General features: G+C 71.3%; 15 protein-coding genes. 4 read left to right on the top strand and 11 right to left on the bottom strand.

The features are described from left to right. Positions 1 to 2: 2 nt before the first annotated feature. On the bottom strand, positions 3 to 1,172 hold the full coding sequence (gene sucC, locus RGU41_RS19885; protein WP_134449962.1) for an ADP-forming succinate--CoA ligase subunit beta: 1,170 nt from the start codon (positions 1,170 to 1,172) through the stop codon (positions 3 to 5). 200 nt (positions 1,173 to 1,372) lie between these two features. Here sucC and RGU41_RS19880 point away from each other — a divergent pair, with 200 nt between their 5' ends. Next, positions 1,373 to 4,099: a hypothetical protein gene (locus RGU41_RS19880; RefSeq protein ID WP_322137183.1), complete on the top strand. Its 2,727-nt coding sequence runs from the start codon at positions 1,373 to 1,375 to the stop codon at positions 4,097 to 4,099. Between the two features lie 142 nt (positions 4,100 to 4,241). Here RGU41_RS19880 and RGU41_RS19875 read toward each other — a convergent pair whose 3' ends face one another. Next, positions 4,242 to 5,114 (bottom strand): EamA family transporter, encoded by an 873-nt coding sequence (locus RGU41_RS19875; protein ID WP_134449961.1) that lies wholly within the window; start codon positions 5,112 to 5,114, stop codon positions 4,242 to 4,244. 173 nt (positions 5,115 to 5,287) lie between these two features. Here RGU41_RS19875 and RGU41_RS19870 point away from each other — a divergent pair, with 173 nt between their 5' ends. Both RGU41_RS19870 and RGU41_RS19865 read left to right on the top strand, forming a co-directional pair. Then, on the top strand, positions 5,288 to 5,998 hold the full coding sequence (locus RGU41_RS19870; RefSeq protein ID WP_322137182.1) for a VIT family protein: 711 nt from the start codon (positions 5,288 to 5,290) through the stop codon (positions 5,996 to 5,998). Positions 5,999 to 6,013: 15 nt separating this feature from the next. After that, positions 6,014 to 6,415 carry a DUF3054 domain-containing protein gene (locus RGU41_RS19865; protein ID WP_134449959.1) on the top strand — a complete coding sequence of 134 codons (402 nt, stop codon included), beginning with the start codon at positions 6,014 to 6,016 and terminating at the stop codon, positions 6,413 to 6,415. A gap of 2 nt (positions 6,416 to 6,417) precedes the next feature. Here RGU41_RS19865 and RGU41_RS19860 read toward each other — a convergent pair whose 3' ends face one another. After that, entirely contained in the window at positions 6,418 to 7,020 is a 603-nt protein-coding gene (locus RGU41_RS19860; protein ID WP_134449958.1) for a DUF6518 family protein, read from the bottom strand. An 88-nt stretch (positions 7,021 to 7,108) separates the two neighbouring features. Next, positions 7,109 to 7,750 carry an NADPH-dependent F420 reductase gene (locus RGU41_RS19855; protein WP_134449957.1) on the bottom strand — a complete coding sequence of 214 codons (642 nt, stop codon included), beginning with the start codon at positions 7,748 to 7,750 and terminating at the stop codon, positions 7,109 to 7,111. Between the two features lie 133 nt (positions 7,751 to 7,883). Here RGU41_RS19855 and RGU41_RS19850 point away from each other — a divergent pair, with 133 nt between their 5' ends. Next, positions 7,884 to 8,363: a MarR family winged helix-turn-helix transcriptional regulator gene (locus tag RGU41_RS19850; RefSeq protein WP_134449956.1), complete on the top strand. Its 480-nt coding sequence runs from the start codon at positions 7,884 to 7,886 to the stop codon at positions 8,361 to 8,363. A 97-nt stretch (positions 8,364 to 8,460) separates the two neighbouring features. Here the strand turns inward: RGU41_RS19850 and RGU41_RS19845 are convergent, their stop codons facing one another. The 7 genes from RGU41_RS19845 to RGU41_RS19815 all read right to left on the bottom strand — a co-directional run bounded on the left by RGU41_RS19845 (position 8,461) and on the right by RGU41_RS19815 (position 13,824). Continuing rightward, positions 8,461 to 8,739, bottom strand: a complete 279-nt coding sequence (locus RGU41_RS19845) for a hypothetical protein (protein WP_322137181.1) — start codon at positions 8,737 to 8,739, stop codon at positions 8,461 to 8,463. 164 nt (positions 8,740 to 8,903) lie between these two features. Next, positions 8,904 to 9,263 carry an FAD:protein FMN transferase gene (locus RGU41_RS19840; protein WP_322137180.1) on the bottom strand — a complete coding sequence of 120 codons (360 nt, stop codon included), beginning with the start codon at positions 9,261 to 9,263 and terminating at the stop codon, positions 8,904 to 8,906. Continuing rightward, positions 9,260 to 9,715 carry an FAD:protein FMN transferase gene (locus RGU41_RS19835; protein ID WP_322137179.1) on the bottom strand — a complete coding sequence of 152 codons (456 nt, stop codon included), beginning with the start codon at positions 9,713 to 9,715 and terminating at the stop codon, positions 9,260 to 9,262. The genes RGU41_RS19840 and RGU41_RS19835 overlap by 4 nt, the downstream gene beginning before the upstream one ends. A 38-nt stretch (positions 9,716 to 9,753) precedes the next feature. Next, positions 9,754 to 10,326 (bottom strand): FMN-binding protein, encoded by a 573-nt coding sequence (locus tag RGU41_RS19830; protein ID WP_241975336.1) that lies wholly within the window; start codon positions 10,324 to 10,326, stop codon positions 9,754 to 9,756. Further along, complete coding sequence (locus RGU41_RS19825; protein WP_241975337.1) at positions 10,323 to 11,726, bottom strand: ferric reductase-like transmembrane domain-containing protein; 1,404 nt, start codon at positions 11,724 to 11,726, stop codon at positions 10,323 to 10,325. Before RGU41_RS19825 ends, RGU41_RS19830 begins: the two co-directional genes overlap by 4 nt. A 125-nt stretch (positions 11,727 to 11,851) precedes the next feature. Next, positions 11,852 to 12,388: an FMN-binding protein gene (locus RGU41_RS19820; protein WP_322137178.1), complete on the bottom strand. Its 537-nt coding sequence runs from the start codon at positions 12,386 to 12,388 to the stop codon at positions 11,852 to 11,854. Beyond that, the gene (locus RGU41_RS19815; protein ID WP_322137177.1) at positions 12,385 to 13,824 is read right to left on the bottom strand and encodes a ferredoxin reductase family protein; all 1,440 of its coding nucleotides are present in this window, start codon (positions 13,822 to 13,824) and stop codon (positions 12,385 to 12,387) included. The genes RGU41_RS19820 and RGU41_RS19815 overlap by 4 nt, the downstream gene beginning before the upstream one ends.

Below are 13,824 nucleotides of genomic sequence, written 5' to 3'. Positions count from 1 at the left end.
CCTTACTTCGCGGCGTAGGCGAGCTCGGCGGCCTTGGCGGCGCCCTCGTCCATGGTGGCGGCCAAGGTGACCAGCGGGTGGTTGGCCTCGGTGAGGATGCGGCGGCCTTCCTCGACGTTGTTGCCGTCGAGGCGCACGACGAGGGGCTTGTTCGCGGCGCTGCCGAGCTCGGCGAGCGCGCCGACGATGCCGCGGGCGACCGCGTCGCAGGCGGTGATGCCGCCGAAGACGTTGACGAAGACGCTCTTGACCTGCGGGTCGCCGAGGATGACGTCGAGTCCGGCCGCCATGACCTCAGCGGATGCTCCGCCGCCGATGTCGAGGAAGTTGGCCGGCTTGACGCCGCCGAAGTTCTCGCCCGCGTACGCGACCACGTCGAGCGTGGACATCACGAGACCGGCGCCGTTGCCGATCACGCCGACGACACCGTCGAGCTTGACGTAGTTGAGGTCGTTGAGCTTGGCCTTGGCCTCGAGCGGGTCGGCGGCTGCCGCGTCCTCGAGCAGGGCGTGCTTCGGGTGGCGGAAGCCGGCGTTCTCATCGAGGGTGACCTTGCCGTCGAGGGCGATGATGTCGCCTTCTTCGGTCAGGACAAGCGGGTTGACCTCGACGAGAGTCGCGTCCTCGCCCTTGAAAACGTTGTAGAGCTGCACGAAGACCGGGGCGACCTTCTCGACGAGCTCGGCGGGGAACTTCGCCTCGACCGCGATGCGCCGGGCCGTTTCGAGGTCGATCCCGAGGTTCGGGTCGATCGCGACATAGGCGAGCGCCTCGGGCTTCTCGACGGCGAGAACCTCGATTTCGACGCCGCCCTCGTAGCTCGCGAGCGAGAGGTACGAGCGGTTGGACCGGTCGAGCAGCACCGAGAAGTAGAACTCCTGCTTGATGCGCGCGCCGCCGGCGACCATGACCCGGTTGACGGTGTGGCCCTTGATGTCGAGTCCGAGGATCGCCTGGCCGGCCGCGAAGGCGTCGTCGGGGGTCTTGGCGACCTTGACGCCACCCGCCTTGCCGCGACCGCCGACCTTCACCTGGGCCTTGACGACGACGACACCGCCGAGCTTCTCCGCTGCGGCGCGCACCTCCTCGGGTGTGTCCGCGATGATGCCCGGCAGAACCGGGACTCCATACTGCTCAAACAGGTCTCTTGCCTGATATTCGTAAAGGTCCACGCTGCTTTGTCCAATCCGCGTCTTAGCGTTCCTGCTGGGTACGAGGGGTGTGCCGGCACAGCGTCCGCCATCGAATGTAGCTCGACGTCGAGACAATCTGACCAGTTCAAACTCTAGCGTCCCACATGCCCCTGCCTCGCCAAACCTTCCGGACGGCAGTACCATGCCAGCCACACCCCCGCCGCCCGGAAGGACCGCGCATGGCCGGACCGTTCAGGACATCCGCTCCCCCGCACGTTCTCGAACTGCGGGTGCACGGCATCAACAACACCTCGCCGTTCGCCCTGCTCGACCTGCCGCCGGATGAGGTCGAGCTCGCCGCCGGCGATGTGCTCGGCAGCTTCTGGACGCCGACTCCAGATTCCCTCCGGCGTCATCGCCGGGCAGCCGATGCCGCGGAGCAGCGCGGCTACGTCCCTCGCCGGATCCGCCGCGAGGCATACTCCTGGGGCGGACTGGTGCGCAGCACCCCCGGTGGGGCCGGGCCGGTCTGGGCGGTCATCGCCGCACTCGCCCGGATCGGCTGGGCCCTGCTGCTCCCGTTCTCGATCGCCAACGCTGCCGCCTGGTGCTGGAGGCTCCCGACCCAGGCGGTGCCGCGCGGCCTCAGCGTCCGGGCCGGGGTCATCCGCCTGTTCGGCGTGCTGCTGACGCTCCTGCTCGTCGCGACGGTCGCGAACCTCGGCATCGACCTGCTCGCCCGGCAGTGCTACGTCGACGGGGCGCTGGTCTGCTCCGGGCTGCCCGGCGCGCTCGGCGGCCTCGCCGCGTGGACGACCGGGCAGCGGATGGCCGTCTTCTCGCTCGCGCCGATCGCGATGATCCTCGGGATCTGGCAGCTCTCGAACGGCGCGCGGCTGCGGTATGACGTCGCCGACCGCTATCTCGCCGCCCGGCCGCCAACGGCGGCACGACCGGGCGCCCGCCCGGCGGACGGGCGACCCGGCACGCCGGCCGAAACGCCCCGGCCGCTGCTGGAGTCCCCGCACCTCTGGAATCGGCGCGGTGAAACGCACCGGCTCTCGCTCGCCCACCTCGCGGCCGGGCTGAGCCTCACCTCGCTGCTCTCCTGCGCCGCCCTGGCCGGCGGGGGCGACGGGGTGCGCGCGGGCGCGTCCGGAACGGCGGCGGGCGTCGTCTTCCTGGTCGCGGGGACCCTGCTCCTGGCCGCCCTCGTGACCGCGGTCTGCACGCGCACCCTTCCCGTCGAGCCCATCGCGCGCACTCCAGGCGCCCGGTGGCACACCGCGCTCGTGCTGCTCGGCATCGTGACACACCTCGCGGCGCTCCTCGTCCTCGGGCTCGCCCCGCCCGCCCCTGGGGACAACGGGGCGGCGACCCCCGGATCGGCCCAGGGCACGGCAGCCGCGGTTGCTTCCGTCTCCCCGGTCTCCTCGATCACGCTGCTCGCACTCCTCGGCGGCATGCTCGCCTGCGTCGTGGCGAGCGCCGTGTTCCGCTACCCCGCCCCGCGCGGCCGGCTCCGGTTCGAAGCGTGGCACGGCCTCGCGCCCGCCGTGTTCCTGACCCTCGCGCTCGCCATCGGGCTCATCCTGTCGAGCCTCCTCACCGTCGGGGTCGGCACCTGGCTGAACGGCGGGGCCGGTGCGAGCGCCCTCCTCGGTGCGCCGACGAATGCCGCAGGGTCGCCGGCGACGCCCCTCCTGACCGTGCCGGGCGTGTACCCGTGGTTCGGCGGGCTCGCGTTCGCGCTCCTCGCCGTCGCGGCGCTCTCCGTTGCCTGCGCCCTGATCCGGCCGCGCCGGGTCGGCCCCCGCGTCGCGGAGTGGAGCCCGGACGACCTCTCGCCCGGGTCCGGCGACGGTACGGGAACGGACGCCGCGGGAGCGGCCGGCGGCCACGCGGGAGACCCCGGCTTCGGTGGACCCGACGGCCCGGGCGTCCCCGGTGGCGAGACCCCGATGCCGGCGGGATCCGAGGCCGAACTCGTGACGCTGCTCCGCCCCGTGCGCGACCGCAAGCGCGCGCTCGCGGCTCGCCTGCACCTCGTCGAACCGGTCACCGGGATCGTCGCCTCGGCCGGCTTCCTCGCCCTCTTCGCGACCGAGGTTCTCACCGCCGTCGTGCCCCGACTGCTGCCGGCGGATGCCGCGGCAACGGCACCGGGGTCCGTCCCGACCGGCGGCATCACCGCACCGCCCGGGCTGCTCGCGTGGCTCGACGTGTCGATGGCCGGATGGGCGGGCGTCGCCGTGCTCGTCCTCGCCGGGCTCATCATCCCCCCGGCTCCCGGGCGGGCGACGAGGCCGCTCGCGATCGTCTGGGACCTCGCCTGTTTCCTGCCGCGCGCCGGGCATCCGCTCGGGGCTCCCTGCTACACCGAACGGGCCGTACCCGAAGTCTGCCGCCGGGTGCTCTGGTGGCTGGACGGCAGGGAGGAAGGGACACCACCGCGCCAGCGGGAGGTCGTGCTCGCAGCACACAGCATGGGCGCGGTCGTCGCGGTCGCCGCCCTCTTCTCCCTCGCCGCGCACCCGGACTGGTCGGCGCGGCGGGACCGGGTCACGCTGTTGAGCTTCGGCGTGCAGGTGCGGCCGTACTTCGGGCGGTTCTTTCCCGAGATCCTCGGGCCGGACGTGCTCGGCACCCTGCCCTGCCTGCGCCCCCGGCTGTGGAGCACGGACCCGTGGCTGGCCGACGCGCTGGCGACGCCGCCCGTGCCGGAAGCGGCCTCGCCCGCTGCCGCGTTGCCGGTGCGGCGCTGGATCAGCCTGTGGCGGGCGACCGATCCGCTCGGTTTCCCGGCCTGGTCGAACCGGGCGCCGGGCAACCCGATCGACCGGTTCGCCGATGAGATCGATACGAGCGGGTACACGGGCGCGGTCGGCACCCACGGAGAGTACTACCGCACCCGGCAGTACCACGACGCCCTCGCCGACCTCGCCGGCACCGCCCCTCCCGGCTAGCCTGTGCCGCGCATCCGCCCGCGCGGCCTTCCGCCTCGTGCGCGCCCGTTGCGCCGGTGCCCGCCAGGCATGCCTGGCGCGAAGCGGCGCAACTGGCGCGTTCGGCCGGAGCCGTCGTCGGCCCGGCGGGCGGATGCGGGGATCAGCCGAGCGCGAAGAGGGCGGAGGAGGCGAGGGCGGTGCCGACGCCGATGGACTGCGGCAGCGTGAGGCGTTCCCCGAGGACCGCGATCGACAACAGGATCGTCGCAACCGGATACAGGGCGACCAGCACGCCGACCACGGCGAGGTTGCCGGAGTACAGGGCGATGAGCAGGAGGGCGTCCCCGATGCCGAGCAACACGCCGGCGACCATGCTCCCGGCGATCCAGCGCGGCCCGGCCGACCGAAGCGGACCCAGCGAGAACGGGCGCCGGCCGGCGGACCTGCGGCGCCACATCCCGAGCACCAGGAGGAGCAGGAGACCGAGTGCGATCTCCACGAACGCCGGGACAAGACCGGCGGATCCGGGGGCGAAGGAGAGCGCGACGACGGACAGGCCGAACGCGATCCCGGAACCGATACCGACGATCCAGGCCTGCCGGGACACCCGCACGCTCCCGTCGCGGCGCGAGGTCGACACCAGCACCGCGCTCGCGAGGGCGAGACCGACGGCGATCCAGGCCGCACCAGAGAGCCGCGTGCCGCCCACGGTCGCGACGCCGACCGGCACACCGGCGACCAGGAGGCCGATCACCGGGGAGAGCACGCTCACGGGACCCACGGTGAGCGCCTGGTAGAACAGCACGAAGCCGACAACAGCCGCCACCCCCGAGACCGCACCCCAGAACACGGCGCCCTCCGACCAGGTCCCGCCCACGACCAACAGGCCCGCGACGAGCGCGACCGTCGCCCACAGGTAGGTCAGGGTTGTCGCGGGCATCACTCCGAACCGCCGTGCGCCGAGGGTTCCGAAGAAGTCCGAAACGCCATAGGACAGCGCGGACGCGAGAGTGAGCACGACCACGAGGATCACGAGTCCATCCTCCAGCACGACGGCCCGGCGCGGCAATGCGACGTACGGGATCGACGCACCACGAACGGTCGGGGCGGGGACGATCGGGACGGCGGACAGGGGGACGACAGGATCAGGGCGGTCCCGCGCCTCCGCGAGTAGCGCGAAAGCCCGGGGGCTGCTTGACTTCCGGCATGACTGAACTCGACCACGGCATCGAACCGCACGCCCCCGGCCACGCCGAACGGCTCAACTGGCTGCGCGCCGGTGTGCTCGGCGCGAATGACGGCATCGTCTCCGTCGCCGCACTCGTCGTCGGCGTCGCCGCGGCCACGCCGGCTTCCGCGGCGATCCTGATCGCCGGAGTCGCGAGCCTCCTCGCCGGGGCGATCTCGATGGCCCTCGGCGAATACGTCTCGGTGAGCAGCCAACGCGACACCGAGCGCACCCTGATCGCCAAGGAACGCTGGGAGCTCGCCAACCTGCCGGAGCAGGAACTCGCCGAGCTCGCCGAGATGTACCGGGCCAAGGGGCTCAGCGTGGAGACGGCCCGACGCGTCGCCGACGAGCTCACCGCGCACGACGCCCTCGCCGCGCATCTCGAGGTGGAACTGCACATCGGCACCGAGGAACTCTCGAACCCGTGGCACGCGGCGTTCGCATCCGCGCTCGCGTTCACCGTCGGTGCGATCCTGCCGCTTCTCGCTGTGCTGCTGCCACCGCCGGCGTGGCGGCTGCCTGCCACGTTCCTGGCCGTAGCGGTCGCCCTCGTGGTCACCGGCTGGCTGAGCGCCTACCTCGGCGGCAGCCCCCGCGGCCGCGCGATCTCGCGTGTCCTCGTCGGAGGCCTGCTCGCCCTCGGCGTGACCTGGGCGATCGGCGGCCTGATCGGCACCTCGGTCTGACCGTAGGCTGGTGCCATGTCCTCACCACGCACGCTCCCAGCATCCGCTCTGCTCGCGGCGGGCATCGACGCCGCCCTTGTGCTCGTCTTCGCGGCGATCGGCCGCGCGAGCCACGGCGAGGACCTGCTCGGCGTGCTGGCGACCTGGTGGCCGTTCCTCGGCGGCCTCACGATCGGCTGGCTGATCATGCGCGCCTGGCACGCCCCGCAGCGGATCGTCTACACCGGGCTCGGTGTCTGGCTCTGGACGGTCGCGGGCGGTTTGCTGCTCCGGGTCGTGAGCGGCCAGGGCGTTCAGCCGAGCTTCATCGTCGTGACGGCGATCGTGCTCGGTCTGTTCCTGGTCGGCTGGCGCGGCATCGCGGTGCTTGTGCGCCGGATCCAGGCACGTCGTCGGGCCTCGACGCAGGTCCAGTAGCCTCAGCCGGCCGCGATCGCGTCGTAGCCGAGGAAGGCCGCGAACAGCGCGGCCGCGACGAGCGCCGCGGCGCCGAGCGCGCGCATCCGTTCCGGCAGTGTCACGCCCCAGGCGACGGCGAACCCGGCTCCGGCAAGGGCCTCGCACCACCACTGCGGGCCGCCGATGAGCACGATGCCGTACAGGCCCTCGCCGAGGACGAGCCCTCCGATGATCGCCGCGGCAACGATCCGCTGCCCCGCGAGGGGGCTGCTGGCCAGCGCGCCGGCCCATCCGCACAACGCCCCTGCGGCGACGCCGACGGCGCCCCACAGCAGCAGGATGCGCGGCGGAGCCGGCTGCGGCGCCAGGAGCACCCACACGGAGACCATCGTCAGCAGGCCGACCGCCCCGACTCCGGCCGCGGCCCTGCCGTGCACCCGGAACCCGGCGGTGACGAGGAACGGCACGAGGCCCCAGAGCGCGCTCGTGTTCGCGAGGGTGTCCCAGGGCGCGGGAAGCACCGCGAACAGCAGCCGGGCGAGCGCCCCGGCGGTGACTCCCGCGGCGGCAGCCACGAGATACCAGACAGCCCGGCGCCTCGGCAACGGGTCTCGGGAGGTCACGGGCCCAGCCTAGGTCCCCGACCCGCCAAGAGACGCCACAGCCAGCGCTCCGCGGATGCGGGCGCTGGCTGTGGCGGGGATCAATCGGTTAGACGAGCACCTTGAGCGAGGTGTTCCAGTTGAAGTCCTCGAAGGCCGGGTTGGCCTGCAGGGTCATCACGAGGAACTGGAAGCCCTCGAGCTCGCGGGCACGACGCAGCGGGCCGACGACGATCGGACGCTGGCCGGCGGCGGTGACGAAGGCGGAGACGGTCGCGTTCGCCTCGTCGGAGTCGGAGGCGATGAACACGTCGAGCGGGAGGCCCGCGGCGGTGCCCGCGACGAGGGCACCGGCGAAGGTCGTGTTGAATGCCTTGACGATGGTCACTCCGGGCGCGGCGAGCGCTGCGAGTTCTTCGGCGGCGGAGGTGCCGGGGGCGACGACGAGGGAGTCGAAGGTGCTGAAGTCGACGGGGTTGGTGATGTCGATCACGGTCTTGCCGGACAGGGCGGCACCGAGGGTGGTGACGATTTCCTTGGCTGCGTCGAACGGGAGCGCGAGCACCACGATGTCACCGGTGAGCGGGCTGGTGAGAGTGCCCGAAGTGACCTGGGCGCCGAGCTCGGCGGCGAGGGACGCAGCCTTGGCCGGGTCGCGATCAAGGATCTGGAGGCCGCTTCCGGCGACGACGGCACGGGTGCCGATGCCGCGAGCCATGTTGCCGCTGCCGATGATCGTGATGTTCGTCATAGTTGTTTTTCCTCCGGAAGAGTGTCAGATGGATGCTGCCTCCGGCGGGATTCCCGTCACAATTACTTGAAGCAACAACTAAAGACTACGACTCTTTAGTTGAACCGTCAAGTTAACCGGTAGAATTCTCGGCATGACCGAACCGCGCTGGCTGACAGATGACGAACGCGAGGCCTGGCTGCGCCTGATGGCCGTGACCATGCTCCTGCCGGGGCGACTCGAGACGCAGCTGAAACGGGATGCCGGGCTGAGCCACTTCGAGTACTACGTGCTCGCGATGATCTCGGAGAGCTTTGAGCGCTCCCTCGCCCTGAGCGAGCTCGCCGCACGCACGAACTCGTCGCTGTCCCGCCTGTCGCACGTGATCGCCCGGCTCGAAGTCCAGGGCCTGCTCACCCGGTGCGCCTCGCCGAGCGACGGCCGCACCTCGATCGCCCAGCTGACCGAGGCCGGCTGGGCCAAGGTCGTCGCGAGCGCGCCCGGCCACGTCGAGGAGGTGCGCTCGGTCGTCTTCGATTCCCTGACGCCCGGTCAGGTCAGCCAACTCTCCGAGATCTGCGGCAGCCTGCTCGGCACCCTCGACCCGGACCACCGCCTGCTCCGCCCGAGCTGAGCCGGCACGCGCCGAGCCCGCCGCCGTCCAGCCATGCCCGAGCCGGGCACGGCCTGGACGGCGGGTTCAGGCTCTGCGGTCCCCGGTGCGTCCCGGTCTACCGTTCGTAGTCGTCGACGTCGTCGAACTCCTCGGCATCATCGATGTCGATGATGCTGTGCTCGTCGACACCGCGGTCGTCCTCGTCCTCGTCGTCCTGGTCGACGACGCGGTCGTCAGCGTCGATCGACCAGTCGAGATCATCGTCCGGGTCGTCTTCCGGGACCAGGCCCTCCTCGAGGGTGAGCTCGACGTCGTCGATGTCGCGGTCTTCGTCGAGACCGTCGCTGCCGGAGTCCGTTCGCCGTGGCCAGAGCCCGTCCGGGTCAATTCTCATTGTGGCTGCCTCCTCGTCGGAAGAGGGACGTCCCCCGCTGGGTGCCCCCGCGCGAGCAACGGTACGCTCCCGCCCCGCCACCGACAAGGGCCGGGTCGTCCCTGTGCACAACCGGTGGAAATCGGTGCGGAACCGTCCGGAACCCTCGGGAACCCTCCTGCGGCTCAGCTCTGGCCGGAGCGAAGCCCGGCTGTGGCGACGAGCGAACCGTCCCGCAGGACCGCGAGGACCTCGATCGGGAAGGTCTCGATGCTGCGGCCCAGTGCCGCCTCGCCGCCCGCGATGATCGTGGTGGCGAGCACGTCGACGGTCACGATGTCGAGACCGATCACGCTGACTTGCCGGTACGGCGAGGGTCCGCCGCCCGCGCTGGTCCAGATGTGCTCGCCGCGCTCGGCACTTCCCGAGGTCGCGACGGCCCGCACCGGGGCGACGAGCGGCACGGAGGCCAGGAGTTCATGCCGGCTTGCCGGGTCGACGATTCCGGCGACCCAGTCCTGGCCCGGTGACTGGTCGCCGCTCACGAGCAGGTCGCCGCCCGCATTGACCGACCACTCCGAGAGTCCGAGACCCCGCAGGGCCTCCCCGCCTCCGCGATCGCGAGGCTCTTCACGACCCCGGAAAGGTCGAGCACGCCGTCGGCGCGGTGCGGCGTGAATACGCCGTCCGTGCGGTCGCGCCAGTCGAGCGCGATCGCGTAGCAGTCCCGTAGCTCGGCGCTCGCCTGGGTGAGACGGATGTCCCCCCGCGCGATCCTGCTGATCTCCGAGTCGGGCCGGTACAGGCTGAAACGCTCGTCCCAGCGGGTGAAGACCGTGCGGACGGCGGCGAGGGCCGCGTCCGGGGCGGCGGCCTCGGTGACGGCGCGGGTCCCGCCGTCACCGAGGCCGCCGTCACGCATGGCGCCGCCGCGTGCCGTGCTGCCGATGCGGAGGCTCACGACGGTGCCCATGGTCTCGAAGGTCTGCGCGTCCATGACGCCAACGCTAGCGGCGCCCCTGCCGGGTGCACGATCTAGAACCCGGCCGTGTCGAGCGCAGCCTGCAGCGAGGTGAGGTAGCCCCTCGTCGTGTACGTGGCTCCGCTGACGTTGCTGACCTTCGCGGACTGGGCGGAGAGCACCTCGGAGCGGAGGATCGGGGCGGCCTGCGCGCTGATCGCGACGGAGCGGCCGCCGTCGTTGGTCAGCTGCAGGGCTGTGACCTCGGTGATCGTGCCGTTGGCGATCGTGACGGAGACCTGGACGGGGCCGAACCGGGTCTGCACGGACGATCCCGTGAAGGTCCCCGTCGGTCGGGCCGCCGGGGCAGGCGCCGCAGGGGCAGGCGCGGCCGGAGCGGGCGCCGCCGCTGTCGGCACCGTGGTCGTTGAACCGGCAGACGTCGTCGCCGGACCGGACACTGCCGGTGCTGAGGCGGCCGGCGTCGGCGTTGCCGGGCCGGCGCTCGGAGCCGGGATCGTCGCGGGCGCGGCCTGCGGCGCCGAGAGCGCCTGCATCGAGGCGTTCGCCTGGGCGCCGACCTGCCACCCGACTGCGAGCACGGACAGGGACGCCAGGGTGGCCAGGCTGACTGCGCGGGCCCTCACCAGTCGAACCTTTCGAAGTGGATCTGCCGGGTCGGCAAGCCTGCCGACCGGGCGTCCCGCACGACCTCGTCCGTCCACTTGCGTGGCCCGCAGATGTAGACATCGGCCTCGCGGAGCTTGGGCACGAGGGTTGCGAGGGTGATCCGGGCCTGGACCGCGTCGCCGGGGAGCCAGCTGCTGGTTCCCGGGGCGCGCTTGCCGGCGATGATGCGCAGTTCGGCGCCACGGGCGCGGCAGAGGGCGGCGAGTTCATCGACGAGGTAGGTGTCGTCGACGGTGCTCGACCGGAGGAGCACGGTCGCCTGCCCGGGTGCGAACGTGGCGGTCTCGAGAAGCGAGCGGATCGGGGCGACTCCGATGCCCGCGGCGATCAGGACGATCCGCGGCGAGGTGCGGGCGAAGTCGGTGAAGAGCCCGTACGGGCCTTCGAAGCTCACCCGGGTGCCGACGGGCACGCGCGGGAGCGTGGAAGACGCGTCGCCGAGCCCGCGGACGGTGATGCGGAGGGACGAGCCGGTGGGCGCGGCAGAGAGCGAGAACGGGTGCGCCTGCCACCACAACCCGGGGGTCCAGAACCGCCAGATGAAGAACTGGCCGGACTTCGCCCTGAGGCTGCGCAGCTGCCGGCCGGACAGGCGGATCGAGACGACCCCACGGGCCTCCTGGTCGACTCCGACCACGGTGAGGCGGGCCCTCAGCGATCGCACGATCGGCACGATGAAGCGGAAGAGGATGATGGACCCGGCAACGCCCGCATACAGGGCGAGCCAGTAGTAGCGCTGCAGCGATCCCTCGCGGAACAGGGTGCCGACGCTGAGCTGGTGCGGAATCGCGACGAGCACGGCGACGTAGGACAGCAGGTGCACGAGGTGCCACACCTCGTAGCGGAACTTGTGCCGCACGATGACGAGCGAGGTGACCACGACGGCGATGAGCAGGCCCAGCCCGAGGAAGGCCAGCGGCATGTCCGGGAGCGACGAGAACATGATCCAGACCTCGTCGAAGAACCCGGCGGGCTGCACGAGCGCATACCCGATGGTGAGCAGCACGGCGTGGGCGAGGATCAGGTAGAGCGCCGGCTTGCCGAGCGACTGGTGCAGCGCCATCGCGCTGTCGTGGCCGAACGCCCTGTCAATCGCGGGCAGCCGCGCGGCGAGCAGCATCATCACGAGGAGGAGGTCGGTGCCGACCAGCCCGGTGACGATTCCGAGTGCCGTGATGGCGTCGGCGGGTGTGCTGATCCTGGCCGCTCCCCCGTCGGCGAGGAAGACCGCGACGACGAGCGCCACCGAGACCACCGCGAGGATTTGCAGGCTGTCGGCCAGTCGCATCCGCCGCGGGTAATTCGGGTGGATGCGCGGCCTGGCTTGGTGCGGGCGTGCGCGCGTGTCGAGGCTCATAAGGTGAGCATCCCCGGCGAATCCAATGAATCTCTATCGAGGACCTGAGAGGAACCTGTGCGTCGCCAATGTGCGCTGCACGAGTTCACAGGTTCCCCTCTGCCCGGCGAAACGGATGCCCTCGGCTAGAACCCGGCAGCGTCGAGCGCCGCCTGCAACGAGGTGAGGTACCCCTGGGTCGTGTAGGTCGCGCCGCTCACATTCGCCACCGCGGCGGACTGTGCCTTCAACACTTCGGCCTTGAGCACGGGGGCGGCCCGGTTGCTGATCTGGACCGACTTGGAATCCTTGTCGGTCAGCTGGAGCGCAGTGACGTCGGTGATCGTGCCGGCCGCGATCGTGGCGGAGACCTGCATGTTCCCGAACCGAGTGGCGACGACGGAACCGGTGAAGGTTCCGGTGACGCCGGCCGCCGGGGCGGCCGCGGCCGGGGTAGCCGTCGCGGTCGCGGTCGGAGTCGCGGTGGCGACCGCCGGCGCCGTGTCCGTGGCTGTGGGGGTCGAAACGGCCGGGGCGGATGCGGCGGCAGACACCGTCGCATCCGTCGCGGATCCGCCCAGGGTGTTCTGCAGGGAGGCGACGGCCGGTGTTCCGACCAGCCACCCGATTGCCAGTACGGACAGGGACGCTGTTGCGGCCGCAGCCGCTGCTCGTTTTCTCACCAGTCAAACCTTTCGAAGTGGATCTGTTGCGTGGGTAGACCGGCCGAGCGGGCATCCCGCACGACCTCGTCGGTCCACCGCCGTGGACCGCAAATGTAGACGTCCGATTCGCTGAGATTCGGGACGAGGGTTCTGAGGGAGATCCGCGCGTTGACGGCGTCACCGGGCAGCCAGCTGTGGGCTCCGGGCGCACGCTTGCCCGCGATGATCCGGAACTCGGCTCCCCGCACGCGGCAGAGCTCGGCGATCTCGTCGACGAGGTAGCTGTCCGCGACGGAGTGCGAGCGCAACAGCACGGTCGCCTGGCCCGGCGCGAATGTCGCCGTTTCCAGGAGCGCCCGGATCGGGGCGACGCCGATGCCTGCGGCGACGAGCACGATCCGCGGGCTCGTCCTGGCCCGGTCGGTGAACAACCCGTACGGGCCTTCGAAGCTCACCCGGGTCCCGACCGGCACCGAGGCGAGGTCGGTCGAACCGTCGCCGAGGGCGCGCACCGTGACCCGGAGGGAGTTGTGGGCCGGCGCGGCGGAGAGCGAGAACGGGTGCACCTGCCACCACTGCCCGGGCGTCCAGAACCGCCAGATGAAGAACTGGCCTGCTGTCGCCTGCAGGTGGTGAAGCCGGCGGCCGGAGAGACGGATCGACACGACACCGGGCGCCTCTCGATCAACGCCGGCCACGACGAGCCGGGAGCGCAGCGACCGCACGATCGGGAGCACCACCCGGTAGACCACGATAGATCCGGCCACGGCGACGTAGAGGGCGAGCCAGTAGTACCACTGCGGCGAGCCGGCGACGAGGACCGTACCGGCGGTCAGCATGTGCGGCAGTGCGGCGAGCACGGCGACGTACGAGAGCAGGTGCACGATGTGCCAGACCTCGTATGGCAGCTTGTGGCGCACGATGACGAGCGACGTGACGACCACGAACACGAGCAGCCCGAGCGCGATGAAGGCCAGGAGCATGTCCGGCATCTGGGTGAGCATGTTCCACGTTTCGGCGAACACGTTGACCTCGCTGGAGAGGGCGTACCCGATGATGAGGAAGACCGCGTGGGCGAGGATCAGGTAGAGGGCCGGCTTGCCGAGGGACTGGTGCAGCGCCATGGCGCTGTCGTGGCCGAAGGCGCGGTCGATCGCGGGCAGCCGGGCGGCGAGCAGTGTCATCACGAGCAGCAGGTCGGTGCCGACGAGGCCGGTGACGATGCCGATCGAGGTGAGGGCGTCCGCGGGGGTGCCGAAGCGGGCGGCCCCACCGGAGCCGAGGAAGAGGGCGACGGCGAGCGCGACCGAGACGATGCAGAGCACCTGCAGGGTGTCGGCGAGGCGCATCCGTCTCGGGTAGTTCGGGTTGACGCGTGGGGCGGGCTGACGGCGGGTGTGCGTCGTCTCGGGGAGACGCTGCTGGAGGCGCAGGGGTCTGGTGTCGAGGCTCAT

Source organism: Cryobacterium sp. 10C3 (assembly GCF_034314285.1).
GTDB classification, from domain to species: Bacteria; Actinomycetota; Actinomycetes; order Actinomycetales; family Microbacteriaceae; genus Cryobacterium; species Cryobacterium glucosi.
Note: the sequence above shows the minus strand (reverse complement) of the source record. Positions and strands in the feature narration are given on the sequence as shown.